The sequence below is a fragment of the Belliella calami genome (assembly GCF_022549695.1).
GTDB lineage: Bacteria > Bacteroidota > Bacteroidia > Cytophagales > Cyclobacteriaceae > Belliella > Belliella calami.
In genome coordinates, this window is the sequence record NZ_JAKZGS010000003.1 from 1 (window position 1) to 25,599 (window position 25,599).

General features: G+C 37.2%; 20 protein-coding genes and 2 tRNA genes. 9 read left to right on the forward strand and 13 right to left on the reverse strand.

The window, feature by feature from the left end:
* Nucleotides 1–107: 107 nt before the first annotated feature.
* The 4 genes from MM236_RS04670 to mutS all read right to left on the reverse strand — a co-directional run bounded on the left by MM236_RS04670 (nt 108) and on the right by mutS (nt 3,977).
* Nucleotides 108–191 (reverse strand) — tRNA-Leu (locus tag MM236_RS04670).
* A 62-nt stretch (nt 192–253) separates the two neighbouring features.
* Nucleotides 254–326 (reverse strand) — tRNA-Gly (locus tag MM236_RS04675).
* 143 nt (nt 327–469) lie between these two features.
* Nucleotides 470–1,273 carry a LuxR C-terminal-related transcriptional regulator gene (locus tag MM236_RS04680; RefSeq protein WP_241273785.1) on the reverse strand — a complete coding sequence of 268 codons (804 nt, stop codon included), beginning with the start codon at nt 1,271–1,273 and terminating at the stop codon, nt 470–472.
* A 91-nt stretch (nt 1,274–1,364) separates the two neighbouring features.
* Complete coding sequence (gene mutS, locus MM236_RS04685) at nt 1,365–3,977, reverse strand: DNA mismatch repair protein MutS (RefSeq protein ID WP_241273786.1); 2,613 nt, start codon at nt 3,975–3,977, stop codon at nt 1,365–1,367.
* An 87-nt stretch (nt 3,978–4,064) separates the two neighbouring features.
* Between mutS and MM236_RS04690 the strand changes: the two genes are divergently transcribed.
* Nucleotides 4,065–4,601 carry an RNA methyltransferase gene (locus MM236_RS04690; RefSeq protein WP_241273787.1) on the forward strand — a complete coding sequence of 179 codons (537 nt, stop codon included), beginning with the start codon at nt 4,065–4,067 and terminating at the stop codon, nt 4,599–4,601.
* 115 nt (nt 4,602–4,716) lie between these two features.
* On the opposite strand, the gene ccsA (MM236_RS04695) is transcribed toward MM236_RS04690, so the two are convergent.
* The 6 genes from ccsA (MM236_RS04695) to MM236_RS04720 all read right to left on the reverse strand — a co-directional run bounded on the left by ccsA (MM236_RS04695) (nt 4,717) and on the right by MM236_RS04720 (nt 13,587).
* Complete coding sequence (gene ccsA, locus MM236_RS04695) at nt 4,717–7,245, reverse strand: cytochrome c biogenesis protein CcsA (RefSeq protein ID WP_241273788.1); 2,529 nt, start codon at nt 7,243–7,245, stop codon at nt 4,717–4,719.
* 20 nt (nt 7,246–7,265) lie between these two features.
* Nucleotides 7,266–7,682, reverse strand: a complete 417-nt coding sequence (locus MM236_RS04700; RefSeq protein ID WP_241273789.1) for a cytochrome c maturation protein CcmE domain-containing protein — start codon at nt 7,680–7,682, stop codon at nt 7,266–7,268.
* Nucleotides 7,683–7,803: 121 nt separating this feature from the next.
* Complete coding sequence (locus MM236_RS04705; RefSeq protein ID WP_241273790.1) at nt 7,804–8,067, reverse strand: CcmD family protein; 264 nt, start codon at nt 8,065–8,067, stop codon at nt 7,804–7,806.
* A 4-nt stretch (nt 8,068–8,071) separates the two neighbouring features.
* Nucleotides 8,072–8,749: a cytochrome c biogenesis protein CcsA gene (gene ccsA, locus MM236_RS04710; protein WP_241273791.1), complete on the reverse strand. Its 678-nt coding sequence runs from the start codon at nt 8,747–8,749 to the stop codon at nt 8,072–8,074.
* A 365-nt stretch (nt 8,750–9,114) separates the two neighbouring features.
* The gene (locus MM236_RS04715) at nt 9,115–12,864 is read right to left on the reverse strand and encodes a DEAD/DEAH box helicase (RefSeq protein ID WP_241273792.1); all 3,750 of its coding nucleotides are present in this window, start codon (nt 12,862–12,864) and stop codon (nt 9,115–9,117) included.
* Between the two features lie 57 nt (nt 12,865–12,921).
* Nucleotides 12,922–13,587 (reverse strand): heme exporter protein CcmB, encoded by a 666-nt coding sequence (locus tag MM236_RS04720; RefSeq protein ID WP_241273793.1) that lies wholly within the window; start codon nt 13,585–13,587, stop codon nt 12,922–12,924.
* A 215-nt stretch (nt 13,588–13,802) separates the two neighbouring features.
* Between MM236_RS04720 and MM236_RS04725 the strand changes: the two genes are divergently transcribed.
* From MM236_RS04725 to MM236_RS04745, 5 genes are all read left to right on the forward strand, one after another.
* Nucleotides 13,803–14,258, forward strand: a complete 456-nt coding sequence (locus MM236_RS04725) for a mobile mystery protein A (protein ID WP_241273794.1) — start codon at nt 13,803–13,805, stop codon at nt 14,256–14,258.
* A complete protein-coding gene (locus tag MM236_RS04730; RefSeq protein ID WP_241273795.1) occupies nt 14,249–14,845 on the forward strand; it encodes a mobile mystery protein B in 597 nt (198 codons plus the stop codon). The genes MM236_RS04725 and MM236_RS04730 overlap by 10 nt, the downstream gene beginning before the upstream one ends.
* Before the next feature lie 231 nt (nt 14,846–15,076).
* Entirely contained in the window at nt 15,077–15,469 is a 393-nt protein-coding gene (locus MM236_RS04735; protein WP_241273796.1) for a VOC family protein, read from the forward strand.
* 2 nt (nt 15,470–15,471) lie between these two features.
* On the forward strand, nt 15,472–15,855 hold the full coding sequence (locus tag MM236_RS04740; RefSeq protein ID WP_241273797.1) for a hypothetical protein: 384 nt from the start codon (nt 15,472–15,474) through the stop codon (nt 15,853–15,855).
* Between the two features lie 55 nt (nt 15,856–15,910).
* A complete protein-coding gene (locus MM236_RS04745; protein ID WP_241273798.1) occupies nt 15,911–16,276 on the forward strand; it encodes a DUF2200 domain-containing protein in 366 nt (121 codons plus the stop codon).
* Nucleotides 16,277–16,592: 316 nt separating this feature from the next.
* On the opposite strand, the gene MM236_RS04750 is transcribed toward MM236_RS04745, so the two are convergent.
* A complete protein-coding gene (locus MM236_RS04750) occupies nt 16,593–19,790 on the reverse strand; it encodes a chemotaxis protein CheB (protein WP_241273799.1) in 3,198 nt (1,065 codons plus the stop codon).
* A 1,138-nt stretch (nt 19,791–20,928) separates the two neighbouring features.
* Nucleotides 20,929–22,182: a methionine adenosyltransferase gene (metK, locus tag MM236_RS04755; RefSeq protein ID WP_241273800.1), complete on the reverse strand. Its 1,254-nt coding sequence runs from the start codon at nt 22,180–22,182 to the stop codon at nt 20,929–20,931.
* Nucleotides 22,183–22,607: 425 nt separating this feature from the next.
* On the opposite strand from metK, the gene MM236_RS04760 reads away from it, so the two are divergent.
* The 3 genes from MM236_RS04760 to MM236_RS04770 are packed head-to-tail and all read left to right on the forward strand — an operon-like array spanning nt 22,608 to nt 24,488.
* Nucleotides 22,608–23,054, forward strand: coding sequence for a hypothetical protein (locus MM236_RS04760; protein ID WP_241273801.1), 447 nt, complete (start codon nt 22,608–22,610; stop codon nt 23,052–23,054).
* A gap of 4 nt (nt 23,055–23,058) precedes the next feature.
* On the forward strand, nt 23,059–24,252 hold the full coding sequence (locus MM236_RS04765; protein WP_241273802.1) for a GTP-binding protein: 1,194 nt from the start codon (nt 23,059–23,061) through the stop codon (nt 24,250–24,252).
* A 56-nt stretch (nt 24,253–24,308) separates the two neighbouring features.
* Complete coding sequence (locus MM236_RS04770; protein ID WP_241273803.1) at nt 24,309–24,488, forward strand: hypothetical protein; 180 nt, start codon at nt 24,309–24,311, stop codon at nt 24,486–24,488.
* A gap of 224 nt (nt 24,489–24,712) precedes the next feature.
* On the opposite strand, the gene MM236_RS04775 is transcribed toward MM236_RS04770, so the two are convergent.
* Nucleotides 24,713–25,594, reverse strand: coding sequence for a mechanosensitive ion channel family protein (locus MM236_RS04775; RefSeq protein WP_241273804.1), 882 nt, complete (start codon nt 25,592–25,594; stop codon nt 24,713–24,715).
* Nucleotides 25,595–25,599: the final 5 nt, after the last annotated feature.

Consider the following 25,599-nt stretch of genomic DNA (forward strand, 5'->3'; position numbering starts at 1 on the left):
GAAGTTAGTCCTACGTAGATATACTTTCTAATAGAACTTGATATGGCGTATACAAAAAACATAATCAAATATAAAACAAAAAACCTCGTAGTTATACGAGGTTTAAGTACCAGGAGCGGGAATCGAACCCGCACGGCCGTGAAGCCACAAGATTTTAAGTCTTGCGTGTCTACCAATTCCACCATCCCGGCTTCACTTCGACATAAGCCGGAGCTACTTGTAAACAACAAAGCCCTTTTTCAAGGGCTTTTTGAGCGAGAGACGAGATTCGAACTCGCGACCCCGACCTTGGCAAGGTCGTGCTCTACCAGCTGAGCTACTCTCGCTTTTGTTATTTTCTGACTTTGACCTTTTGTCTCTATCTTTTGTGTGTGCAAAGGTATATCAGTTTTCTTTATTTGCAAAAGGCAAACGCAAAAAAAATCAAATATTTGTGCTGATAGATGTTCCTTTGTTGATTATCAGGAAATTAATTTATCGATGTTGTGATCAAAATTTTCATTAACTCTACTGTATTTTTGGCTTTAAGCTTTTTGAAGATGTTTTTTCGATGAGTATTGACTGTGTTTTTGGCAATATTGAGTTGATCAGCGATTTCTTGTGAGTTCTTACTCTCCAAAATCAACTTTGCAATCTCCTTTTCTTTTTTTGTCAGTTTAAAATTTTTCGTTTGAGGGTCTTTTTTGGAGGCATGGATTTTATTACCACTTTTGGAAGTGTAAGAATAACTCCAGTCAAAAATATTTACTTGAGGAGGATTGACCAAATGGACTACAATGTGAAGATCGAAGACAACATTTTTATTCTTATCTATCAAATATGGCCTTACTTTAGATGCAAACCATTTTACTTCTTGTGTTTTGAAATGAACCCAGCGGACTGTATAAGAAAATTCAAAACTTTCCATTTCTTCTCTTGTGAGTTCTTGCAAAAGATCGAAGACAATTTTCTGGAATTTTGCCAACTCAGGAACATCTTCAGGATGGAGCATTTCCAAGACAGCTTCCATTCCTTTGTTATGGAAAAATGAACTTGGGTAACCCATGATCTCTTCAACATTGTCTGTGAAAAATGCCAAACTCAAGTCTCGGTAATCTATACATCCGATAATGATACCTTCTTTCATTCCTAGATTTTGGCTGATCACTTCAAGATCACTTAGTAACTTATCTTCATCAATGTCCTGTGTATTAAACTCTTTCTCTTTCCAATCAATAAAAAAATCCGCAAAGGAATTTTGCCTTTTTAGCCTTTCCCGTAAAAATTTATCCATAATCTTATATATATATGCGCAAACTAGCTTTTAAAATAACAGGATTAACATTCTTTTTCAATTAATTAATTTAAAAAAAAATTATTTTTTTTCATTTCTCTAATTTTTTCTTTATTTCATTTAATTTGATCAATGCTTCTACAGGGGAAATGGTATTGATATCAATTAGGTCTAGCATTTCCTTTGCTTCTTTATATTTTGGGTCTATTTCAAACATAGACAATTGATAGTTGTTTTTGGGCATATCCTTTATTTTTTCCTTTTGCTTGTTGAGGTCTTTGTCCTTCTCAAGATGTACCATGATCTCAGATGCTCTTAGCACCACAGGATTAGGCATCCCTGCCATTTGTGCGACATGGATACCAAAGCTATGTTCACTGCCCCCTTCTTTCAGCTTTCGCATAAAGATCACTTTGTTTCCAACCTCCTTTACGGACACGTTGAAGTTTTTGATTTTTGGAAAATCCTCAGCAAGTTGATTCAATTCGTGGTAATGCGTGGCAAAAAGTGTTTTCGCCCTTGATTTTGGGTGGTTGTGCAAAAATTCTACAATGGACCAAGCGATGGAAATCCCGTCATACGTGGAGGTGCCTCGCCCGATTTCGTCCATCAGTACCAAGCTTCTGTCTGAGAGATTGTTCAGAATGCTGGCCGTTTCTGTCATTTCGACCATAAAGGTAGATTCCCCTTTAGCCAAGTTGTCTGAGGCTCCTACACGTGTAAAGACCTTGTCGATGATACCAATTCTTGCAAAAGATGCCGGTACAAAGCTTCCCATCTGAGCCATCAGTACAATCAATGCAGTCTGTCTGAGTAGTGCCGATTTACCTGCCATGTTTGGGCCTGTGATGATGATGATCTGCTGCGTGTCATTGTCCAGATAGATATCATTAGGAACATAAGCCTCCCCTACAGGCAATTGCTTTTCGATCACTGGATGTCTCCCATCTTTGATTTCCAGCGTGTCAGTGTCTGATATTTTTGGTTTGCTATAATTGTTGTTTTTAGCCACTGTTGCAAATGAAAGCAATCCATCTACAGTAGCCAAAACCCTCGCGTTTTGCTGGATTTGAGTGACATACTCTGAGGCATCTTGAACCAAAGCAAGAAAATACTTCTGTTCTATGGCAATCATCCTTTCCTCAGCATTGAGGATTTTCTCTTCGTATTCTTTGAGTTCTGGTGTGATATAGCGCTCAGCATTGACCAGAGTCTGCTTTCTTATCCATTCTTCTGGAACTTTATCTTTGTGAGCATTGGTGACTTCTAAATAGTATCCAAATACTTTATTGAAAGCTATTTTTAAAGAAGATATTCCCGTTCTTTGTACCTCTCGTTGCTGCAATTGTACCAAGTAGTCTTTTCCAGTATTGGCAAGTCCTCTGTATTCATCCAATTCTCCATCTACACCATCATTGATAATGTTTCCTTGATGTGTAAGCATAGGAGCATCTTCTTGAAGTTCCCGTTCGATTTTTTCCAACAGAAACTCACAAGGATTTACTTGATCTGCTAATTTTTTGAGTGAGTTGTTAGAGGATTTTTTAAGAAGCTCTTTTATCGGAAGTGTGTTTTTGAGTGCTTTTTTCAACTGATTCATCTCCCGGGGATTGATCCTTCCCACTGCTACTTTAGAAATCAACCTTTCAAGATCTCCTATTTGCTTGAGATGGGTTAGAGTTTCATCAGAAAGCTCTCTTTCTGTAAAGAAGTGCTCCACCACCTTCAGCCGCTCCTCGATTGGTTCTTTTTCTTTTAGTGGTAATACCATCCATTTTTTCATCATCCTCGAACCCATTGGCGTCACGGTATGATCCAAAATGGATATCAATGGAATCCCACCTTCCTGCTGTGGATATACCAACTCTAGATTTCGGATGGTGAATTTGTCAAGCCATACATATCTCTCTTCGGCAATTCTGGAAATGGCAGCGATATGTTTTACCTCTTTGTGCTCAGTTTCTTCCAAATAGAAAAGTACAGCACCGGCAGCAATGATTCCATGCTCCAAATTTTCGATCCCAAATCCCTTTAGGTTGTTTGTGGCAAAGTGATTGGTAAGTTTTTCATACGTATAGTCAAATTGATAAACCCAATCCTCACAATGAAATGTTGAAAAATTGTCCTTGAGAATCTCAGAGGCCCTGGCTTTTGCAGTTTTGGAATAGATGACTTCAGAAGGGCTAAAACTTTGGAGTAATTTTTCGATATAGGATTGAGAACCCTCAGCACACATAAATTCTCCTGTAGATAGATCCAAGAATGCTATGCCTAAAGTGTCTTTCCCAAAGTATATTGATGCAAGGTAATTGTTTCTTCTTTTGTCAAGTACATTGTCATTGAAGGAAAGTCCTGGGGTGACAAGCTCTGTGACACCACGCTTGACGATTCCCTTGACTTCTTTAGGATCTTCAAGTTGATCGCAGATAGCAACCCGATTTCCAGCTCTCACAAGCTTTGGCAGGTAGCTGTCCAATGAATGATGCGGAAATCCTGCCAGTTCAATGTGGGAAGCAGAGCCATTTGCTCGTTTGGTCAATACAATATCAAGTACTTTGCTTGCCTTGATGGCATCTTCTCCAAAAGTTTCGTAAAAATCCCCAACTCTGAAAAGCAGCAATGCTCCAGGGTGTTTTGCTTTGATAGCATTATACTGCTTCATCAAGGGAGTTTCTTTTACTTCTGTTACCTTCGCTTTGGCCATTTTCTACCTTAAGTTAAATCTTTATGCTAATTTTGAATCTGCTTGAAAGCTTGAAATTAAAATATTAAGAAAGGTAATCAAAACCCAATGAAAAAATTAAGTATGGAAGAGCTTAATAGGCTCTCAGTGGAGGAATTCAAAGAAGTGGATAAAAGCCCGATAATCATTGTATTGGACAATATTCGCAGCTTGAACAATGTTGGGTCTGCTTTCAGAACTTCCGATGCATTTTTGATAGAAAAAATTTACCTCTGTGGGATTACAGGCACTCCTCCACATCGCGATATCCAAAAAACCGCCCTTGGCGCCACAGATTCCGTTGCTTGGGAATATAAATCAACAACCCTTGAGGCATTGGATGAAATCAAGTCACAAGGTTACGAAATCTGTGCTTTCGAACAAGTCGAAGGAAGTGTAAAACTGAATGAATTTGATGCCAAAGCTGATCATAAGTATGCGTTGGTTTTTGGAAATGAAGTATTTGGAGTAGAAGATGAAGTTGTCAAAGCTTCCGATCATGTCATAGAAATCCCTCAGTTGGGGACAAAGCATTCATTGAATATCTCCGTGACTTTGGGTGTCGGTATATGGGATTTTATGACAAAAATGGGTTTGTTGAGATAAACGCCCTTAAATAGTATTCTCTCCATTCCATCCTTTTGGTAAAAGAGGACTGAAAAATTGCACAAGTACAAATGCATTATGTCCATGATTCTGCACTTGTACTTGTGTAAAATATTTATTCCAATCCTTTATCTCGCATTTTGGAGAACTCGTCATACCTTCTGTAGATCGCCACACAGAAGCCGATCAACATAATGATCGTACCAGCCCATAGAATATTGATCTGAGGCTTGACAATGGCTTTGAGGATTACATAGTCTTTTTGAGTGCTATTGACTGTAAAGACAAATTTGTTTTCTTCCGGTAAAATATTTGTTAACTCGATTTTGATTCCAAGTTCATCATCTATGATTGGAACTCTGCCGACTTGATTATTTCTGATGATAAATATTGGTTCTAGCACTTTTTCCACATCATAATCCTGAATGGTTAGCTTTGCTTTTACGGCTACATCGCCGTCGAATAGCTGCATCCCATCCAATTCCTTCACTACATCTGCACTTTCAAACTTGGTGACCATGTCAGATATGAAAAATGTGTCATTTGGTGATACTTCAAACACTTCGTCTTTATTCCACTCTGGATCTTCAAGGTCGTTGATTACAGACACAAATGTGTACAAATCTTTGTTCAAGTATCTCTTCGAATCTGGTGATGATATCAAGCCCATGGAAGTATTGTACTGTGCCATAGGACTGAGGGAAAAAGCCAATTGATCTTCTTGATAGTAGTCTATTTTGTAGTAGTTGTTTTCCTCTAATACAATTTGGACAAATTCACCTTCCCTGTGGTATGTTTTTCCATCCACCACGATATCTTTTAAAGCAATTGCATGATTTACCCCTTCCGCTTTTTTCAAGATTTTGCTTTCTACAAGCCCTGGTACTCCTACTACCTTTTTCTGACGACCTCTATAGATGGCGGTATAGTCTTTGATTTGTGTAGGTTTGTTGATCCAAAGAAGTACATGTTCCTTGTTGATTTCATCTTCAAAACTATTCTTGTATGTCAGACCGGATAGGTTGTACGAAATCGTCTCGGAATAGCCCGAAGAGAACATCACGCCGATCAAAATCATCCCCAATCCAATGTGTGCCAAAGATCCACCTGCGAGTTTGAAGGTGGATTTTTTTAGAAGTTTAAATAGAATAGTAGCATTGGCAACAATCGTAAATGAACCGGCTAGTACTACGACGATATAGCTGACATTGTAAACCTTTCCCAAGACAATGATCAAGGCAGCTATCAAAACTGAAATAATGTATGGCATCACCAAAGTGTCTTTGAGTGTTTTTCCATCCATTTTATTCCACCAAAAAAACTGTCCAACCGCAGTAAGTAAGGCTAAAACAACAGCAAACCAAAGTTGAAATTTGGTGTAAAACCCAACTTGATCGGTAGGAGGTGCCATATTTGAGATTCCTCCGAAACTTTCTACGATAGCGTTCCAAACTGGAATCGAGGTAGGAAGGATCACTTGAAAAGCCATCAATGATAATGTCGTAGCTCCTATGAATATCCAAAATTCCCGTGAATACACAGATGCTTCTTTGTCTGAAGTAGGAATGTACTTCCAAGCTCTGACAGACAGAAAAATAGCAACTGCCAAGAAAAACAGTAAGTATATCAAAAGCTGTCCGGAAAGTCCCAAGTCAGTGAATGAATGTACTGAAGAATCTCCCAATACGCCACTTCTAACCAAGAAAGTAGCATAAAGTACCAATATAAACGAAGCAATAATCAGTACGATGGAAGTCTTCAAGGCTGTACTACTTTTCTTGAATGTAATCATCGTATGGATCCCAGCAACCATAATCAACCATGGAACATACACCGCATTTTCCACTGGATCCCAGTTCCAGTAACCACCAAAGTTCAGGGTAACATATGCCCAATAAGCACCCATGATAATCCCCATACCCAATATCATTGCAGAGAATATTGCCCAAGGCAATGCTGGACGAATCCATTCAGAATACCTTTTGGAAGCTAAGCCAGCCATCAAGAAAGCAAATGGCACCAATGTGCTAGCATATCCCAAAAACAATGTCGGTGGATGGATTACCATCCAGATGTTTTGTAACAAAGGATTCAGGCCAGTCCCATCTTCCGGCACAAAATCTGGGTTCATTTGGAAAATAGGGGCAGATATGGCATCTCTCAAGAGTATAAATGGAGAACTGCCTATTTTCAAATCACCAATTACTACTCCCAAAATCATTGATACCAAGAAAGCTTGAACCAATGCAAATACGATCATTACAGGGCCTTCCCAAGACTTGTTGGTATGAATGACCACTAGACCCAATACCACATTCCAAAAGATCCATAATATGAACGCACCTTCTTGACCTTCCCAGAAACTGGAGATCATGTAGTGGACAGGCAATGCTATGGAAGAATGTGAGTAAGCATAGAAATACTCAAATCTATGGCTGTAGATAATTTCAAAAAGAGAAATGGCAATTGTCACACTCGCAATAGAATGTATATAAAAAAGTATGCGGCTGAAATTTCTCCAGTTTGGTTTCTCCAGTTCGGAAGCTACAGTATATTTATAATAAGAAAAGGCCGTCACCACAGCACTCACAAAAGCAAGAATAGTAGCAAAATGACCTAAATTACCAGCAAAGGTATTAATCATAACTTAAATTTTAATCAAAATTACATTCCGGCAGTATTCACTTCCGTTTCTTGGTATTTGGAAGGACATTTCATCAAGATTTTGTCCGCCATGAAAATCTCCTCAGATTTGTAAGCACCAATCACCACAACTTGTTCAGATCTATGAAAATCTGCAGGTACAGGTTCATTGTAAAATACTTTTTGCTCAGTGCCATCATTATCAATCATCATAAAGTAAAATGAAGTTTTGTTTTCATTTACTTCTATCCCTTCTACTTCTCCTGAAATCCCTTTTTTCAGCTGACCCACTACGTGTATCGCTTTATCTTCACCTTTTACCTTCATCTCCTTTGCAGTAGCAAAGCTTTCATAGGTACTTGCATCTCCAAGCATCGATACAATGATCACTATTGCTATTGCAATAATTCCAAGTCCTAAAATGTGCCCTTTTTTCATCTGTTTATAATTTGATTTTTAGCCTTCGTAATTTTACCCAATAATAAAGATTTTCTATCCCCATTTTTGGAGGAATCCACTTTGACTTTGTTTGTCATTTATCTTAGATTTCAAAACATCTTTATTTTGAATTTACCCCACGATCTTCTTGAAGTAATTTTTCCAATCTGCTGATTTTTCTATCGGTTGCTATGACATAAACCAAAATTCCGGCAAATACGATCCCGATAATTCCTACTAAGACATATATTTTTCCTTCTGACCGCATGATATCAGCCATTTCGATTTTCGAATTGTTGTAATCGTCTTCTGTGATGGCGATTTTCTCCTGAGCGTAGCTTTGAAAGCTAAGTAAGAGAAACAACATAATAAACCACTTTTTCATCTATTTATAATTGATTGATCAATCTGTCTTCTATTTTTCTTTCTGCTCTTTTGAGCTTTATTCTAGTGACACTAATCCATGTGCCCAAGAGCGTCCACGCTAACACAGCCGGATAGAATACTTGTCGTAAGTTGCTATCCATATCGTATGCGTTGAACCCTGGGTTGCCACCATTCCCTGGGTGGAGGCTATCCGTCAGTCTTGGTAATACGAAAATCAAAGGAATAAAGGCAGCAAAAGCGAAAATATTATATACAGCACCGATTCGCGCTCTTTGGTGTACATCTGTCAGTGAATTTCTCAAAATCAAATATGCAAAATACATCAATAAACCAATTGCTGATGCATTCTGTTTCGGATCTCCACTCCAATAATCTCCCCAAGTGAATTTTGCCCAAAGCATTCCAGTCACGATTCCCAATACTCCAAACAAAATCGCTGCATTGGTAAATTCAATAGCAATGTCATCGTTTCTTAGATCATTTGTCTTGAGGAATTTGATACTATAAATGACAGCTACCACGAGCATGATGATCATTCCAAACCACATCGTGACATGAAAATAGAGCGCTCGGATTGTCTCGTTGAGAATAGGAAGTCTGGGAACATCGAGTAAAAGTCCTGCAAAAATAGTATAAGCTAATAGTACTATTGTCAGAATTTTCCACCAGCTTAATTTCATGTGTCTATAATTTTTTTTCAGAGGTCACTAGGAATCTCGCATGATTAATCAAATCTAGCATTGACATTTTCGTTATGCTCGATTTCATGTAATCGTTTTTTGCTTTTCGAGTGCAAAAATAAGGTATAAGTTCTTGATTCTTGTGCTTTTTGTTAGTTATTTAAACAGTGCCAAACGAATGTCAATGAATTGCAAAAAATTCGATATCAACTTCTCTATAAAGATGGAAAAGAAATATAAGATGTTGCCAAAAGAAGGTCTTAAAACTCTATACGTTTACGCCATGATTTTTCGATTCACTAATGCTGTCATATTCGAAAGCATCTAATTGTCAATGTGATAGTTTCATGTTCGGAAATTGATGATTAATCAAACAACCCCAACATTGCATCTTTATCCAGTGACGCCAAAAAGCTATCTCCATCAGAAATTACATCCTTGGCAAGTTTGATTTTTGCCTGTTGTAAATTCATGATTTTCTCCTCAACAGTATCTTTGCAAATCATTCTATAAGCAACGACATTTTTCTTTTGTCCCATCCTATAGCACCTGTCGATGGCTTGGTTTTCCGATGCGGGATTCCACCATGGATCTAGAATGTACACATAATCTGCTGCAGTTAGGTTCAAACCTGTACCTCCGGCTTTCAAGCTGATCAAAAATACTCTTTTGGATTCGTCATTTTGAAATTCGGTAACAGACTTTTCCCTCGATTTTAAACTTGATTTACCGTCCAAATATGCATAAGGGATCTGGTATTCCTCCAATTTTTCTTTTACGATTTCCAACATCTTAACAAATTGGCTGAAAACAAGTATTTTGTGGTCTCCAGTTTTTTCCAAAATATGTTCGATCAAAATATCGGTCTTGATCGATGCATTACTTTTTTCTGTGTGTTTAACTAGTTTGGTAGAATCACATATCTGCCGAAGTTTTGTAAGGCCTTCCAAAAGATACATTTTGGAGTTTTCAGCTCCTTCCTCTTCTATTTTTTTCATCATATAATCACGATACTCGTTCCTATATGCATCATAGATTTTTCTTTGGCTGGCATCCATAATACAGTAGAGATACTCTTCCATTTTCTCAGGAAGCTCTGTCAATACCTCTTCTTTAGTTCTCCTTAGCACAAAAGGCTTGATTTTCTTCTGTAGCTCCATCAAAGCTTCTTTGTCCCCATTTTTCAATGGAGTGAGATAATTATCTTTGAAGTTTTTTAGGGTAAAGAAAAAACCAGGGTTTACGAAACTCATCTGGGCAAAAAGTTCTGTAAGTCCATTTTCGATTGGTGTGCCAGACATGGCTATCCTCAGTTTGGCTTTCAGTTTGGTGATGGACTTGAACCGAAGGGAAATTGGATTTTTGATGGCTTGCGATTCGTCTGCTATCAATAAGTCAAACTCAATCTCTGAAAGTAATGCCAGATCATTGATGACTAACCCATAGCTTGTAAGCAATACTTGGTGTTGAAGCAAATCCTCACTACTCGTATATCTGTTGCCATGGTGGATAAAATAGTCCAGGTTCGGGGCGAATTTCTCAATTTCATCACGCCAATTGAAAAGCAAAGTGGTAGGTGCTACAACCAAGATTTTAGCTTTAGGCTTTTCTTCGATTATTTTGCAAATAAAGGCGATCATCTGGAGTGTTTTTCCCAATCCCATATCGTCAGCCAATACTCCACCCCACTGATATTCCTTCAAGAAACCCAGCCAATTTAGTCCTATCTGCTGGTAGTTTCTCAAATTGGCCTTTAGTGAAGATGGTACAGTTGTATTGGTTATACCTTGGAAGGCTTGGAGACGCTCTTTCTTTTCTGTGATTTCCTGTAGGATTTTCGGAAATAGGCTTGCCTCTTCAATTTCCTCCAGCACTTGGAAGTGTGTCTTTGCAATCTTGAGCTCTTCTTTGTCCAAATTGGCGGTTCGAAGAAGTTTTTTGAATTTATTGAGCCATCTTTCAGGAAGTAGGCCAATAGAACCATCGCTAAGCTCTACAAAATCCTCGTTTCTCTCTATTGCTTTTTTGATGTCTTTTAGTTTGATTTTTTCATCTCCAAAAGCTACAGATACATTTACCTCAAACCAATCTTGTGTAGATCCGAAATCCATGCCTATGACAGGAGGGAAAGGGCTGTATTTTTTGATTTTGAGATTTTCGAGTCCAAAAACTTTGATTTGATGGGTTTTGAGTGTCTCGAACGCGTCCATAAACCAAAGCCCTTCCATAAATGCATCTTGATTAAGATGGAAGAAGCCTTGCATCCCTGCATTTTTGAACTTTGGGTGTAGGTCTCTCAGCACTTGCACAAATTCCCTTTCCAATTCTTCATTCCTTAGATAAATTGTCCTTGAGATAGGATCCAGAACTGATCCAGTTTCTAAGGGGTTGGAAAATGCTTCTTCACTGTATCTGACTTCTGGTCGAAACAATATCAAGCCATTCAATTCTGATATGTATAAACTCCGAAGTGGTGGATGATCAACTGTAGCCTCTTTGGTGAGACCACTTTCATCATGTATCTCCATAGATTTGGATAGTTTTAAGAGAATTTTGTTGACAAATTCATCTTTTTGACCTTCAAGAAACTGGATTTTTGGGATGTTTTTGAAATGTTTTAATGCGTCTATAGATTCGAAATTCTCCGTGTAAAGAAGGTGTTTTTCTTGATAAATTATGAAAATATCCGTGAACAAAATGGATTCGGAGGTGACGGCATCCAATAAATCAATCTTTTCATCCTTAAAATAAACAACAAAGTTAGAAGTGTAGAGCGGTCCAGTTTTGCTGATGTTTAATTTTATCTTGGCTAGATGAGGTTGGAGCTCGTTTTTGACATTACTTTTTCTTATGTCTTTTTGATAAAAATGATCTGGTACAAACTTAAAGAGAGGATAATCTTCTGCTGTAGCCAAAAACTCTTTGAATAACCTAAAAGTGGATTTGCTATGATTTTTTTGAGAAACCTTAATCAAATTATTGGTTATTGATAGTAATGAAGAAAGGTTTTTTGATTCTCTGAGCTTTATGTCATCAGGATCCTCGATCGAAGTGAATTTTACACTGAAAGATTCCGGATTTTTCTTGGTGCCTTTTGCCATAAAAGGAACAACAGTGTGAAATTTATGGTAGTCGAAGACCAATCCAAAACCTGCATTGTAAAGGCCCGCTTCATTTTCACTCATCAAATTTTCGAGAACTGTTTCTGCTGTGTTGGCCGAAACATCAACGAGATAGGATTCGATATCTACAGGAAGCCTACTCAGATCTCGAAAACCAACCAATTCCCCATCAGGAATTAGTAAAACCTCTCCTCTGGAAAAGACCACTCTTAACGCATTTTCAGGATCTTTGACGAAGTCTGTCAAGCCCATCGATTCCAGTTGATTTATTTTGAATTGTTTTCTTAAAGGTTCTGTCAGAAAGTTGAGTTCTTTCTTTTTCTCGCTGGCATATCTTACTTTGAACCAAGTCAAAGCCCTTTTCTGTATGAAATCTCTTCTATCTTCTGACGAGATTATGACTTTCCCTTCTTTATAAATGACGTAAAACCTTCCAGAAAAGTCCATTCCACGCAAATCATAACCTAGTCCATTTTCCATAAAGTGGAGATTTACCAAATCAGCCCTTACATGGCTTTGGTTTTGGAAAGGGATACTTTCAGCAAGATTCAAAATGTCCTTTAGCTCACAGCTGATTTCTATTGGAAGGACTGACTTTGGTGATTCTTGAGGAAAAAGAGGAATTATTTTAGATGAAAGATCAGATTTTTTTTTGGCAAGCAAAAAATGAATAGCTGCCGCTGTATGCTTACAGTAATCATTTTCTTCAAAATAAACACACTCACAGGATAGGTTGTCAGTTTCAAAATCTTCAAACTCATCGTATTCATCAAACTCAAAATGTTCATCATCTTCAAACAGACAAATGGAAACCTCATAAGAAGAAGTTAGATTACCTTTTACCTTGAATAAATAAGTCTGGCTTCCTTTCTCATAATCCAAAAATCGGACTCCTCCTTCCAAGAATAGCTTATATCCTCGATCCAAAATCTGAGGGTCATGATAATCTAGGAAATCTACTAAAGTACTGATCTCGGCAGATGATAAACTCATTTTTATTTGTCTATTTGGCTTTGAAAGCAAACATAATCAAACATCATAAAAATGCAATCAACTCCTCCACAAATAGGGGAACAGAATATAAGCTGTAGCTGAAATTATTGCATTGATAGCCAAAAGTGTAATCAGCTTATCCAAACTGACACTCCAGTCCAAGCCGTCAATAGCGTTTTTGGAAACTCTGATCGCCATCAGTAGAATCGGAATGATGACAGGAAAGCTCAAAATTGCCATCAATGTGGCATTGTTGCTGGCTTTGGAGGCAATGCCGGAGACCATGGTAAGGCAAGCCGAAAAGCCCAAGGAGCCTAGAATAAGGTTTAGCAGAAACAACCCTTGATCCTGAACGGGATTCCCCAAAATGATACTAAATACCAAATATCCCAAAAGTGCCAAAACCAATGTCAAAATTGAATTATAAATGATCTTCGAAATGATAATGGCTTCTGGCGAAGCAATCATATAATAGTACAATTGCCGTCCCTGATGCTCTTGCACAAAACTTTTCGCCACAGCATTTACAGCTGAAAAAAGGATAATAATCCAGTAAAGCGCATTCCAAGTAGGAACTCCAATATTTCCCTGCTTTGCACCTACACTGAGGTAAGTGATAAATACAGCTGAGACCACATACAGCAAAATCCCATTGAGAGCATATTTCTGCCTCCATTCAAGTGTGAGTTCTTTGAGGATTAGTGTATGGATCTGTTGGAGCATGCGTGATGATTTGTGCCAAAGATAGTGGATAAATGGGATTCATTGCTTCTAAATATTTTATTTAAGCCTGAGAAAGTTTACAGTAGAAAAAAATTTAGGAAAGATCTGATGAATAAATTTAAAAATAAAGTAAGGTTAAAACTTGATTAAATTAAAATTATTGTCAATATTTAACCTTACAAATAAATATAAATAATCAATCTTTAGACTGACTTATGAAAAAGAAAAAATTACTTCTTAATCAACTTGAATCGAAGCTTGAAAGCTTTTCTAAAGTCAGTGTAGCTACACCCCCGACAGGTTGGATAAGAGGAATCAGAACTTCACTTGGAATGACGTTACAACAACTAGCAATTAAGCTCAATGTGACCAAGCAGAGTGTTCAGGAATTAGAAATAAGAGAGAAGGAGGGGACAATTACAATCAAAACTTTAAGAGAGGCTGGACGAGCCCTAGACTTGGAGTTTGTATATGGGTTTGTTCCTAAGGATGGTTCATTAGAAAAATACATTGAAAAAAAGGCATATATTTTGGCTAAAAAGATTGTTTCTAGAACATCTGATACCATGAAACTTGAAGATCAGGAAAACAGCAAGCAACGAATAGACAAAGCTATTGAGGAAAGAATGTTAACTCTAAAAGAGGATCTACCTAAAGCTTTATGGGATTAGATTTACCTAATTTCTTTGGTCAAACCCCTCTGGATGAAGATGAAAAAGAAGGGCTTTTAATTCCCGCCATTTCGTCTAGGGAAGAGCTTGATGAGTTCGAACAGCAAAACATAGAAGACGCCATGCAATGGGTTTTTGGTAAATCCTTGAAAGTGGAATCTATCTTTATCGAAAAATTTGTTTGTGATTTACATAAAAGAATGTTTAAGCATGTATGGAGTTGGGCAGGGAAAATCAGAAAAACAGATAAAAATCTAGGAGTTAGCAAATATCAAATAGCTGTTGAATTAAGAATTCTTTGTGATGATGCCCTTTTTTGGATTAAAAATGACTCTTTCCCAGCCGATGAAATAGCTTTGAGATTCAAACACAGAATTGTAAGCATTCATTGTTTTTCCAATGGAAATGGTCGGCATAGTAGGTTGATGGCTGATATTATTGTCAATAAAGTATTTGGAAAGCCAATGTTTTCTTGGGGCTCTAAGGGCTTGATTCAAAACGATGAAGTAAGGTCACGGTATTTGAAAGCTATAAAGAGGGCTGACATAGGTGAATATGAACCTCTTTTAAAATTTGCAAGATCTTAGAATAATTGCAAATTCAGAATTCAAATTGAGCACTTGCTAGATTGACCAATACCCCAAAACAGGATCAATAAATGGCTTTGATTAATGTAAAAATTTTTTAATTTTAATTAAAAGTATTTAAAGATTAGCATCCTATAATCTCGAACAATCATATCGTATAACTCAATATAAATATATTGATCTCCATATTAAATTTCTTTGTATCTTAAATCATCTAAAAATAACTCAATCATGTCAAAAGCTACAAAAAACCCTTTTACATGGCTCGAAATCTATGTTGAAGACATGGAGAGAGCTAAAAAGTTTTATGAAAATGTATTTCAAATCGAAATGATCTCCATGCAGACACCGGGAGATTTTAGTGATTTGGAAATGTGGTGTTTTCCTTGGGCCGAAGGTGAAAAAAATATCAGCGGAGCACTCTGTAAAACAGCTGATTTCAAACCTGGGCCGGGAGGCACACTTGTTTACTTCACTTGTGACGATTGTTCAATAGAGGAGTCCAGAGTTCAGCAGGCAGGTGGACAAGTTATCCAAGAAAAAATGCCGATTGGAGAACATGGCTTTTGTAGTGTAATCATTGATACAGAAGGCAATACCATTGGACTGCATTCAGATCTGTAAAAATGAATTTTAGAGTAGATGTCGATACCTGGTTTGTCTTTAGCATTCTGTTCATAACAGCGCTTTTTTTGTTGATAGTTGGATTTGTGGCAATACCTTTTTTCTTGAGAAAAAAGCAATTGAAACGGATTCGATCTAAAACATTACGCAAAAAAAGTCTGTATGAACAGCTAGAGACAAAAATGAAAGAGCAAGAAATTTCGAGTTTGGAATCTAGGAATTTTCTCCTTGAAACTAACTTAGAAGCTTCATTGCAAGAACTTATCAGATCTAACTTTAATGCATTACAAGTCAGTGCATTTTATGCGGAGTTTGAAAAAGCTTTAGCTTTAATTTTCAAGATAATTGGATATGATTCCAGTCTTTATGCCCATTTTATAAAATAGGGTTTATTTTAGTCAATAAATATCAGAAATTTTCAAGAACAAAACCTCAAGAAAAATGATACCCACCCCAGAACATAATGAAAGAATGGCAAAAATGACCTTTGCCTCGGTCTATCCGCACTATGTCACCAAAGTAGAAAAAAAAGAGCGGACGAAAGATGAATTGCATCAAGTCATCAATTGGTTGACTGGCTTTGATGATGACAAGATCCAATCTTTGGTAAATGAGGGAGTCACATTTGAAGAGTTTTTTGCTCAGGCAAAACTACATCCAAATGCAGAAATGATCACCGGAACCATCTGCGGATACAAAATCCAAGAAATTGATAATCCTCTCACCAAACAAGTAAGATATTTGGACAAACTGGTCGATGAACTGGCCAAAGGGAAGAAGATGGAGAAGATAATGAGGGATACTTAATTGATATATGAATATTTGATTTTGAGGGTATTGATAGATGAAATAAAGTTGAAATATGGTAGAAGTAGAATTGAAATATTTGAACTGATTAATTCTTTTGCTATTTGAATAAATCCAGTATCCTCTGTGGTAAAATCAAGTTAACAAATAATGAAAATTAGGCTTTTAGCCCTGCCATCTGAGGTAGCGATTAAAGTTTAACCACAAAGTGCAAGGAGGTTTTCACTAAGGGCACAAAGGTAAATTCGAAGAATTGGAATCCTTGTGTTCTCCGTGCCACCTTGGTGACCACAAGAAAATTAGAGTCATGGATTTCTTAAATTGCTTGGGCACATTTGAAATAGACCTTGAATGTCGAGCCTTTCCCCAATTCACTTTCCACTTCGATATCTCCTCCTGCGAGGTTGATGATTTTTTTTACCAGAAATAAACCTACGCCACTACCTTCTACATGATCGTGAGCTCTTTTGAACCTCGCAAAAATTTCATATTTTTTATTTTCAGGGATACCTAGTCCATTGTCGGTAATAGTCAGTATGATATTATCATCCTTTGATTCTGTACTAAACCTTACCTCAGGTGCTCGATCAGGGGAGCGGTATTTTATCGCATTGCTAAGAATATTTGTTAGGATACTCCTTAGGTTTTTTCTCGAAAATGGAATTTCAGCAACTTTTAAGTCTAGACTAATGACACCTTTTGACAAATTGAGCATATCTTTCATGCTAAATTCGATGTCTTTGAGCATTTCTGCCACATCTATGTTTTCACTTACATCGATTTCATTTTCAATTTTGACAATATCTGTAATTTCATTGATGATAGAATCAAGGTTAAGGGTGGACAGGTTTATCATTTCCATAATTTCCTTGTCTTCATCTTTATGAATATCCAGAGAATCTTCCAAGATTGTGATCAGTGATCTTAGATTGTTGAGTGGTCCCTTCAAATCATGCGATACAGAATAGATAAAAGTATCATGGTCTTCATTGATTCTTGAAAGTTTGTTTTGGACTTTTTTCAGCTCCGTGATATCGTTGAAAGTAATAATAGCACCATCATTTTGGTTGTCTTTTAGCTTGATATAGGGTATCACTTTCATTTGATACCATCGTCCGTCATTGGTCTGCACTTCTTTCTCTATTTTCGTTTCTTCAAAAATCACTTTAGCAATGTCATCCATCATCGTCGAGAATTTGATATTGGTTGACAGATCACTTATCAATCTGCCCAAATCGCTTTCTTTCAAGTTGATTTGTAAAATAGCTGATGGTGTGAATTTCCTTAAAATAAGATGTCTGTCTACATAAAGTTGTGTATTGACTGTAGATTTAAAATAGTTGTTCAGATCGTCATTAAGGTCTGCAAGTTCTTTGATTTTGAGCTGATACTCATTGTTTACCGTTTGAAGCTCCTCATTCACGGACTGAAGCTCTTCGTTTGTACTTTGTAATTCTTCATTTCCCGAAATCAACTCTTCATTGTAAGAAGAAATGTTGTTATTGGACACTTCAATCGCATCATAGGCATCTATCAGCTTGTGTTTGGTTTCTGCCAACTCAAGTTTCATGTCTTCAAAATAGCGAGCAGTATGCTCTTCTACGACGAAAGTCTCTACATCCTCTACCTGCAATTCTTTTTCTTTTTCCTCACTGAACAAAACCAACGCGATATCTTGGTAAGATTGATCTGAAGAGATGAATGGTTTTATGACGACATTTACTAATTGGTTAGCATTATTAACTTTAGAAGTGACTTTCTTGATTTTGGTTTTCCTGTTTTTTTGCACAGCTTTTTTCAAAGTAGTGGAAGTCGCAATAGCGAGTTCTTCAGGTAACATTTCCAAAAGATTGAAGTTGAATATTTTTGGGAGAAGATATTTTTCGTAGTTCCCTATGGTATGCAGAATTTCAAAATTGGTATCTATCCAGATTCCCGCTTCATGCCCAGACTCCTCTAACAAAGTATGATTTACAAGTTCTGTGAGATTGTTTTTTTTCAGGTTTTTTTGTGGTGTCGTACTCAAGTTGGGGTTGATCATTTGTCGTTCCAATCCAGGAGTGCTATAAGTTGTGTTTCGTAAGTTCTGTACTACTTCTATGCTTTTGAAAATTTTCCATTTCTTATCCTGCTCTATGAATGATTTTTTCAAATCCCCCAAGCTCTCACTTGGCCCCAAGAACAAATACCCGCCCATATTCAGGCAGAAGTGGAGTGAAGCAAGGATTTTCCTCTGTAATAATGGGTTGAGATAAATCAGTAGGTTTCTACAACTTATCAGATCTATTTTTCCATAGGGTGGCTGCTTTACGATATCATGTTCGGCAAAAATGATCATTTTTCGGACATTGTCCCTGACTTTGTATTTCTTGTCTTGTTTTATAAAATACTTTTCAAGCCTTTCTTTAGATACCTCTCTTGAAATATTTTCAGGATAGACTCCTTTCGAAGCATGCTGAAGTGCTGACTTGTCGATGTCGCTAGCAAAGATTTTTACTTCTAGGTTTTTTTGAAGCGAAGTGAGAAGTTCCAGAATAAGGATGGCAATAGAATAAGCCTCTTCACCCGTGGCACATCCCACTATCCATACTTTCAGGGTATCGACTTGAAGTTTTTCTTTGATGATTTCTTTTAGGACTTTTTCTTTGATGATTTCAAAAGCTTCGCTGTCACGAAAAAATTTAGTCACACTGATCAAAAACTCCTTTGCTAGAATGTCGATTTCAGAAGGGTCAGAATTGAGGAACGCTGTATAATCTTGAAAAGTACCGATATCGTTTTTTGCCATCCTTATCAGCACTCTCCTTATTATGGTAGGTCTTTTGTATTCCAAAAAGTCGAATGGGGTGTTTTTTTGGACAAGATTAAGGATTTTAACCAGTTCAGCTTCATCGTTTTTTGATATTTGGTTGAGGTTGTTTTCCAAAGAAGCTTGTTTTAGATAGCTAAATATCGCTTCCGGGATCAATTCCGAAGGACGGATGATATCTACATTTCCAGACTCAATGGCACTTTTGGGCATCCCATCGAATTTTGCGCTTTCGGGGTCTTGGGCGATTACGTATCCACCATTTTGCTTGATGGCTGTGATTCCTTTGGTGCCATCAGATCCGGTTCCAGAAAGTACGATCGCTATACTTTTGTTTCCACAATCATTTGCCAATGAATCAAAAAATATGTCGATTGCAGTATTTGGTTGCTTTGCATGGCTATCGGAGAGAGACAATATTCTGTTTTTGATTGTCATATTCTTTCCTTTTGGAATCAAATAGACACAATTTGCCTTTACGATCATGCCGTTTTCAGCAATTGAAATTTCAAGCTTACTGTGCTTAGCAAGCAACTCTGCCATGAAGCTTTTGTGGTCCGGAGAAAGGTGTTGAATGATCACATAAGCCACTCCGTCTTCTGGAGTATTGTCAAAAAGAGAATGAATAGCCTCCATTCCTCCAGCGGATGCTCCAATTGCAATTATGAAGAAATCATTATTAGGGTTTTTGGTTTTATCAATCATAGCTGTGGGTCTTAATAATATATGAGTATCCGCAATGTTGCACGTTGGCTCAGAAGAGGCACTATGTGTTGCGGATTCTCGTCAACAGACAACTGTCAACTGTCAATAGAACCTCTAATCATTTATCAAACATTCTATTGATTGGCTACGTGCAATCAAGCGGATAGACATATAATAATATTGGTCTTGCAACATTTTTTAGAGACAAGCCAAATAATAATCAAAGATTTTGATCGAAGTTTCTTACTTAGTACTCTTTTCGTATTGAAATAAATAAAAGTCTGGCTGCATAATTATAGGTGCTTTTTGTTCAAGTTACGTTTAATTTCAACAATTATACCTTTTATGTTTTTTTAATTATCTTCTTGAAATTTAGAATGTTAAACCCGTAAAACTTGTGCACTATCAAATGGCGCCTTCCCATTAGATAATAGTTTGTTGCAAAATGCTGTAAAACTCGATTCTCAAGGTGAGTATAATCAAAAGTGATGATCAAATACAGTTGTTACCAGAAAGAGTACAAATTTCACAAATGTCTTGCCTTTATAATGTCAGCTTATTCTTTCCTAGTGCCCCTGTGGTTAAAATTTGATGATTCTTTGGGGTGTTTTTTGGTGGGAACTGGGTGTTGTTTAGAAACAGATATATTTTTACCCCAAAGTGCGTAAAAGTTGCACAAAGTTCACGGTGGCAATTCCCAGAAATGAGGATTTTATCATTTCCATAAATTTTTTTTATGAATATCTGCCTACATAAAAGTAGCCACTTAAAATAATGTATTCAGTTCAAATCCATCAGCAGTTGACCGTAAACTATTGTCTGTTGACGATTATAATAAGTGATATATTCACCTATTGATGTCATTGCGGATAATCATAAAAATATATCCCCTTTTGAAAAAATCCTTGAAATAAAAACTGTATCTTCCTTACAAATATATTCATCATGGCAAAGGAACACACGGTCAAAAAAGCGGACAAGAAAAAACCTGAAAAGAACTTGAAGGAAAAAAGAGCCGAGAAAAAAGCCAAACAGGCAGATAAAAAGAATAGGGACTAAGCATTGAAAACTGTTTTCTTTGATTAGACATAAAAAAAGCGACTGAGAAGTCGCTTTTTTTATGTCTAATTAATTAATCTCAAAGCGAAAATGACTTCTTGATTTTATCTACATAATCCAGTTTTTCCCAAGTGAAAAGCTCTACATCCAAATTAATGGACTTGCCATCAGGTGTGTAGAATGTCTTATTCACCACTTCGTTGGTTCTACCCATATGCCCATATGCGGCTGTTTCTTCATAAATAGGATTTCTCAATTTCAACCTTTGCTCGATGGCATAAGGTCTCATATCGAAGATCTCTTCGACTTTTTTGGCGATTTCGCCATCTGACAAACTTACTTTTGAAGTACCATAAGTATTGATGTAGATTCCCATTGGCTTGGCTACACCAATAGCATAAGAAACTTGCACAAGGATCTCATCAGCTATTCCAGCAGCCACCATATTTTTGGCAATATGTCTAGTTGCGTAAGCTGCTGATCTATCTACTTTTGATGGATCTTTTCCAGAAAAAGCCCCTCCACCATGTGCACCTTTTCCACCATATGTATCCACGATGATTTTTCTCCCTGTCAATCCTGTATCTCCATGTGGCCCTCCAATCACAAACTTGCCAGTTGGGTTGATGTGATAGGTGATTTGATCTGTAAACAAAGCTTGGATCTCAGGCTTCAATTGGGCTTTTACCCTTGGGATAAGAATATTGATCAAATCTTCTTTGATCTTGGCTAGCATGGTAGGTTCATCGCCAAAGTCATCATGCTGAGTAGATATCACAATTGCTTCGATTCTTTGGGGCTGATTATTATCAGAATATTCGATTGTTACTTGGGATTTTGAATCAGGTCTCAAATATTTGATCGCGTCAGACTCCCTTCTCATCTCCGCCAATTCTTTCAAAATCCTGTGGGAAAGATCCAAAGCCAAAGGCATATAGTTATCAGTTTCCTTTGTAGCATAGCCAAACATCATTCCTTGATCTCCAGCACCTTGCTCTTCTGGACTTTGACGATCTACACCTTGATTGATATCAGGTGACTGTTCGTGAATCGCAGAAAGTACACCACATGAATTCCCATCAAACATGTACTCACCTTTGGTATATCCGATTCTATTAATGACATCTCTTGCGATTTTTTGTACGTCTAGGTAGGTTTCTGACTTCACCTCACCAGCCAATATAACCTGCCCAGTAGTTACCAATGTTTCACAAGCTACTTTGGATCTAGGGTCAAAAGCTAAAAAATTATCAATCAATGCATCTGAAATTTGGTCAGAAATCTTATCCGGGTGACCCTCAGATACTGACTCTGAGGTAAATAAATATGGCATATTTTTATTATTTTTTTACATTTTCTAAATAGTGCGTAAAAATAAGCTTTCATAGGGAAATAAAAAACCTGATTTCTTGAGATCTTTAAAGTATATGCAATCTCCAGAATTACATTTTTTATTTCTATTGATAATTTATGCATAAATTTGATTCTTAATCCAAACCAAAGGCCACCAACCGTAGCTTTCCGTATTCTCAAATACTTAGACTGAACAATAGAACGTCCTAAAGAAAATATAATCTGATTTTTGAGAATAATTAATACAAGAACAAAAATATAAATGCAACATTGTTGCGTTTATAATCAATAATATCTTACCTTTGAACCATATCATTCACATAGTGTTCTCTTCATTTGAATGATGATGGTTGACAACAGGCTCTGAATTTAGGTTCAGAGCCTTCTTTCAAAAAAATGAACACGATGAAAAAGATAGCATTAACGTTAATAGGAGGGCTTTTGCTCCTCAGCAGTATGGTAAGCGTAGAGCCTGATATGTGGGCTATGTTTTCCAAAACCAGGTTTGTCGAAAAACTGAATCGAGAGTTTGGCATGTATTTTCTTTACCCAAAATTCCCTGATGAATTGATGGAGTTTGAGGGAAAAGTCGTTACTGTTTCGGGATTCTACATTCCCTTGGACATGAATGCTTCAAACATTGCTGTCCTTTCAAAATTTCCCATGGCAGAATGTTTCTTCTGTGGTGGAGCTGGACCTGAAAGTATTGTCGTAGGCTATCTTAAAAAGAAACCCAATCGTAAAATCAAAACCGATGAAATCGTCAAAATCAAGGGTAAATTGAAGCTCAACGAGAATGATATAGACGAGCTGAATTTTATTCTTCAAGATGCCGAGATCATCTTAGACTAAAAAAATGCAAAACAAACTTCCTGTAACTGTTCTTAGTGGTTTTTTGGGAGCGGGGAAAACAACACTCCTCAATCATATTTTACACAACAAAGAAGGTTTGAAAGTAGCGGTGATTGTCAATGACATGAGCGAAATCAACGTGGATGCCCAACTGGTAAGACAAGAAAACACACTTTCCAGAACTGAGGAAAAGCTGGTAGAAATGAGCAATGGCTGTATCTGCTGTACACTTCGGGAAGATCTCATGCTAGAAGTAGAGAGATTGGCAAAAGAAAATAGGTTTGATTACCTATTGATCGAAAGCTCAGGAATTTCCGAACCACTTCCAGTAGCGCAGACTTTCAGCTTTATTGATGAAGAGCAAGGCATAGATTTGTCAAAGTACAGCCGACTTGACACCATGGTCACGGTAGTAGATGCGTTAAATTTTTACAAAGACTTCGGAAGCAGTGATACTGTCCATTCCAAATCCCTCAATGACGATCCTGAAGACCAGAGGAGTATTGTCAATTTACTCACCGATCAGATCGAATTCGCAAACGTGATCATTCTCAACAAAGCAGACCTTGTATCTGCTTCACATATCGCAGAATTGAAAGCCATCATCTACAAGCTTAATCCAAATGCCAAAATAATAATCTCCGATCATAGCAAAGTAGATCCCAAAGAAATTCTAAATACAAATCTTTTTGATTTTGAAGAAGCTTCTGCATCAGCAGGATGGCTGGCAGAATTGGAAAACGACCATGTCCCAGAAACAGATGAGTATGGAATTTCTTCTTTTGTTTTTAGGGAAAAGCGTCCATTTCATCCCCAGAGATTTTGGGAGTATATCTCATTCAACTGGCCAGCAGGCATCATTAGAAGCAAGGGATTGTTTTACATCGCTTCTCGAAAAGATCAGGCAATATCCTGGTCACAAGCCGGCGGCTCTGTCAAAGCAGACCCTGTAGGTGTCTGGTGGGCAAGCATGCCTTTCAAAGAAAGAAGTCGCTATGCCTCCTATATAGACAACCAAGCGTACATAGAATCGAAATGGGATAAGAATTTTGGAGATCGACAAAATGAGTTGGTACTTATTGGCCAAGATATAGACAAAGAAAAAGTCACCAATGAACTGGAATCTTGCTTATTGACACCTTTGGAAGTTGCTGATTTTCTAAACGGAGAAAAATTCTCAGATAATTGGCCTATCTAGACCAGATGATTTCTGGAAATGATTGTCTTCTTTTGCTGATTTTACGTTAGACAAGCATGGCAAAGAAAAAAGAACAAAAAAATGAAGAAGAAGCTGAAGAATGGGATTTCAGCGAAGGTTTTGGAGGGATTCCTGATGATGTCGATCTGACCAGAAATATAGGTTGTGCATCTGACAGCAAAAAAGGGAAGAAATCTAGGAAATCAGAAAACGAAAATAATTCAAATAAAGGTTGATTAATAAATAAAAAAAGCTACCCAGTTGACTCTGAGTAGCTTTTTTTTTATGTTGTCATATGCTTCTTTTCCAGTGGATTTGATTGATAAAACAATTGGTTGCTTCAAACCAATGTCTGTCAGTATCCATTATCAATCCACAATTGATTGAGGACAAATGAATGCATTAAAATCATTACTGGAAAACTTGCATATGCCCATATTTTCCATTTCAACTTTAGAAATTATTCCTGACTTCCTTCAGAATCTCCTTTAACTTTGGCTGCTGGTATTCCTTCAGGATAATAGTGATTCACATCTCTTTGCGGGAATGGAATCTCAATATCATTGGCCTCAAATGCTTCTTTGAGTGCTTCCATATTGTCCCAATATACAGGCCAAAGATCCCCAGCATCTGCCCAACATCTCACAGAAAGGTCTAGTGAACTATCACCAAAGCTTGTAAATAGAACTACAGGTGCAGGGTCTGCATGAATCCGCTCATCCTTTTTCAAAATATCAAGTATGATCTGTCTAGTCTTCTTTAGATCAGTACCATATGCCACCCCTATGGACATCTCAACTCTTCTCGTTGGCTTTTCGGATAAGTTTATTATAGAATTATTTGCCAATGCACCGTTAGGGATAGTAACTACTCTGTTATCAAAGTTTCTGACTTTTGTGTATAGAATGTCAATAGTCTCAACAGACCCCAAGGTACCCTGTGCTTCTATTGTATCCCCTACTCTAAATGGCTTGAAAATCAATATCAAAACCCCACCAGCAAAATTAGATAAAGAGCCTTGCAATGCCAAGCCAATAGCCAAACCTGCAGCACCTAAGATTGCTATAAATGAAGTCAATTCGACGCCCAAATTTGATGCAATGGTGATGAATAAGAGAACATACAGTATTGCCCTAGCAAAGCTTTTCAGAAAAGAAGACAGTGAAGCATCAATGTTATACTTTACAAACAGTTTGTCTATTGTCTTTATCAAAAATCCAATTACTATCCTACCAATGATAAAAATAAGTAGGGCACCCAAAATCTTTGGGCCAAACTCAAACAAAAACTCTACTGCTTTTTTCCTGATTTCTGAAACTGTGTCTAAATCTAATTCCATCATAATTA

Coding starts and splice junctions, on each gene's coding strand:
- MM236_RS04765 (WP_241273802.1), top strand. CDS start 23,059: ATGCAAAACAAACTTCCTGTAACTGTTCTTAGTGGTTTTTTGGGAGCG.
- MM236_RS04730 (WP_241273795.1), top strand. CDS start 14,249: ATGGGATTAGATTTACCTAATTTCTTTGGTCAAACCCCTCTGGATGAA.
- MM236_RS04725 (WP_241273794.1), top strand. CDS start 13,803: ATGAAAAAGAAAAAATTACTTCTTAATCAACTTGAATCGAAGCTTGAA.
- MM236_RS04760 (WP_241273801.1), top strand. CDS start 22,608: ATGAAAAAGATAGCATTAACGTTAATAGGAGGGCTTTTGCTCCTCAGC.
- MM236_RS04775 (WP_241273804.1), bottom strand. CDS start 25,594: ATGATGGAATTAGATTTAGACACAGTTTCAGAAATCAGGAAAAAAGCA.
- MM236_RS04745 (WP_241273798.1), top strand. CDS start 15,911: ATGATACCCACCCCAGAACATAATGAAAGAATGGCAAAAATGACCTTT.
- mutS (WP_241273786.1), bottom strand. CDS start 3,977: ATGGCCAAAGCGAAGGTAACAGAAGTAAAAGAAACTCCCTTGATGAAG.
- MM236_RS04680 (WP_241273785.1), bottom strand. CDS start 1,273: ATGGATAAATTTTTACGGGAAAGGCTAAAAAGGCAAAATTCCTTTGCG.
- ccsA (WP_241273788.1), bottom strand. CDS start 7,245: ATGATTAATACCTTTGCTGGTAATTTAGGTCATTTTGCTACTATTCTT.
- MM236_RS04690 (WP_241273787.1), top strand. CDS start 4,065: ATGAAAAAATTAAGTATGGAAGAGCTTAATAGGCTCTCAGTGGAGGAA.
- MM236_RS04720 (WP_241273793.1), bottom strand. CDS start 13,587: ATGCTCCAACAGATCCATACACTAATCCTCAAAGAACTCACACTTGAA.
- MM236_RS04700 (WP_241273789.1), bottom strand. CDS start 7,682: ATGAAAAAAGGGCACATTTTAGGACTTGGAATTATTGCAATAGCAATA.
- MM236_RS04770 (WP_241273803.1), top strand. CDS start 24,309: ATGGCAAAGAAAAAAGAACAAAAAAATGAAGAAGAAGCTGAAGAATGG.
- MM236_RS04740 (WP_241273797.1), top strand. CDS start 15,472: ATGAATTTTAGAGTAGATGTCGATACCTGGTTTGTCTTTAGCATTCTG.
- ccsA (WP_241273791.1), bottom strand. CDS start 8,749: ATGAAATTAAGCTGGTGGAAAATTCTGACAATAGTACTATTAGCTTAT.
- MM236_RS04750 (WP_241273799.1), bottom strand. CDS start 19,790: ATGATTGATAAAACCAAAAACCCTAATAATGATTTCTTCATAATTGCA.
- MM236_RS04705 (WP_241273790.1), bottom strand. CDS start 8,067: ATGAAAAAGTGGTTTATTATGTTGTTTCTCTTACTTAGCTTTCAAAGC.
- MM236_RS04715 (WP_241273792.1), bottom strand. CDS start 12,864: ATGAGTTTATCATCTGCCGAGATCAGTACTTTAGTAGATTTCCTAGAT.
- metK (WP_241273800.1), bottom strand. CDS start 22,182: ATGCCATATTTATTTACCTCAGAGTCAGTATCTGAGGGTCACCCGGAT.
- MM236_RS04735 (WP_241273796.1), top strand. CDS start 15,077: ATGTCAAAAGCTACAAAAAACCCTTTTACATGGCTCGAAATCTATGTT.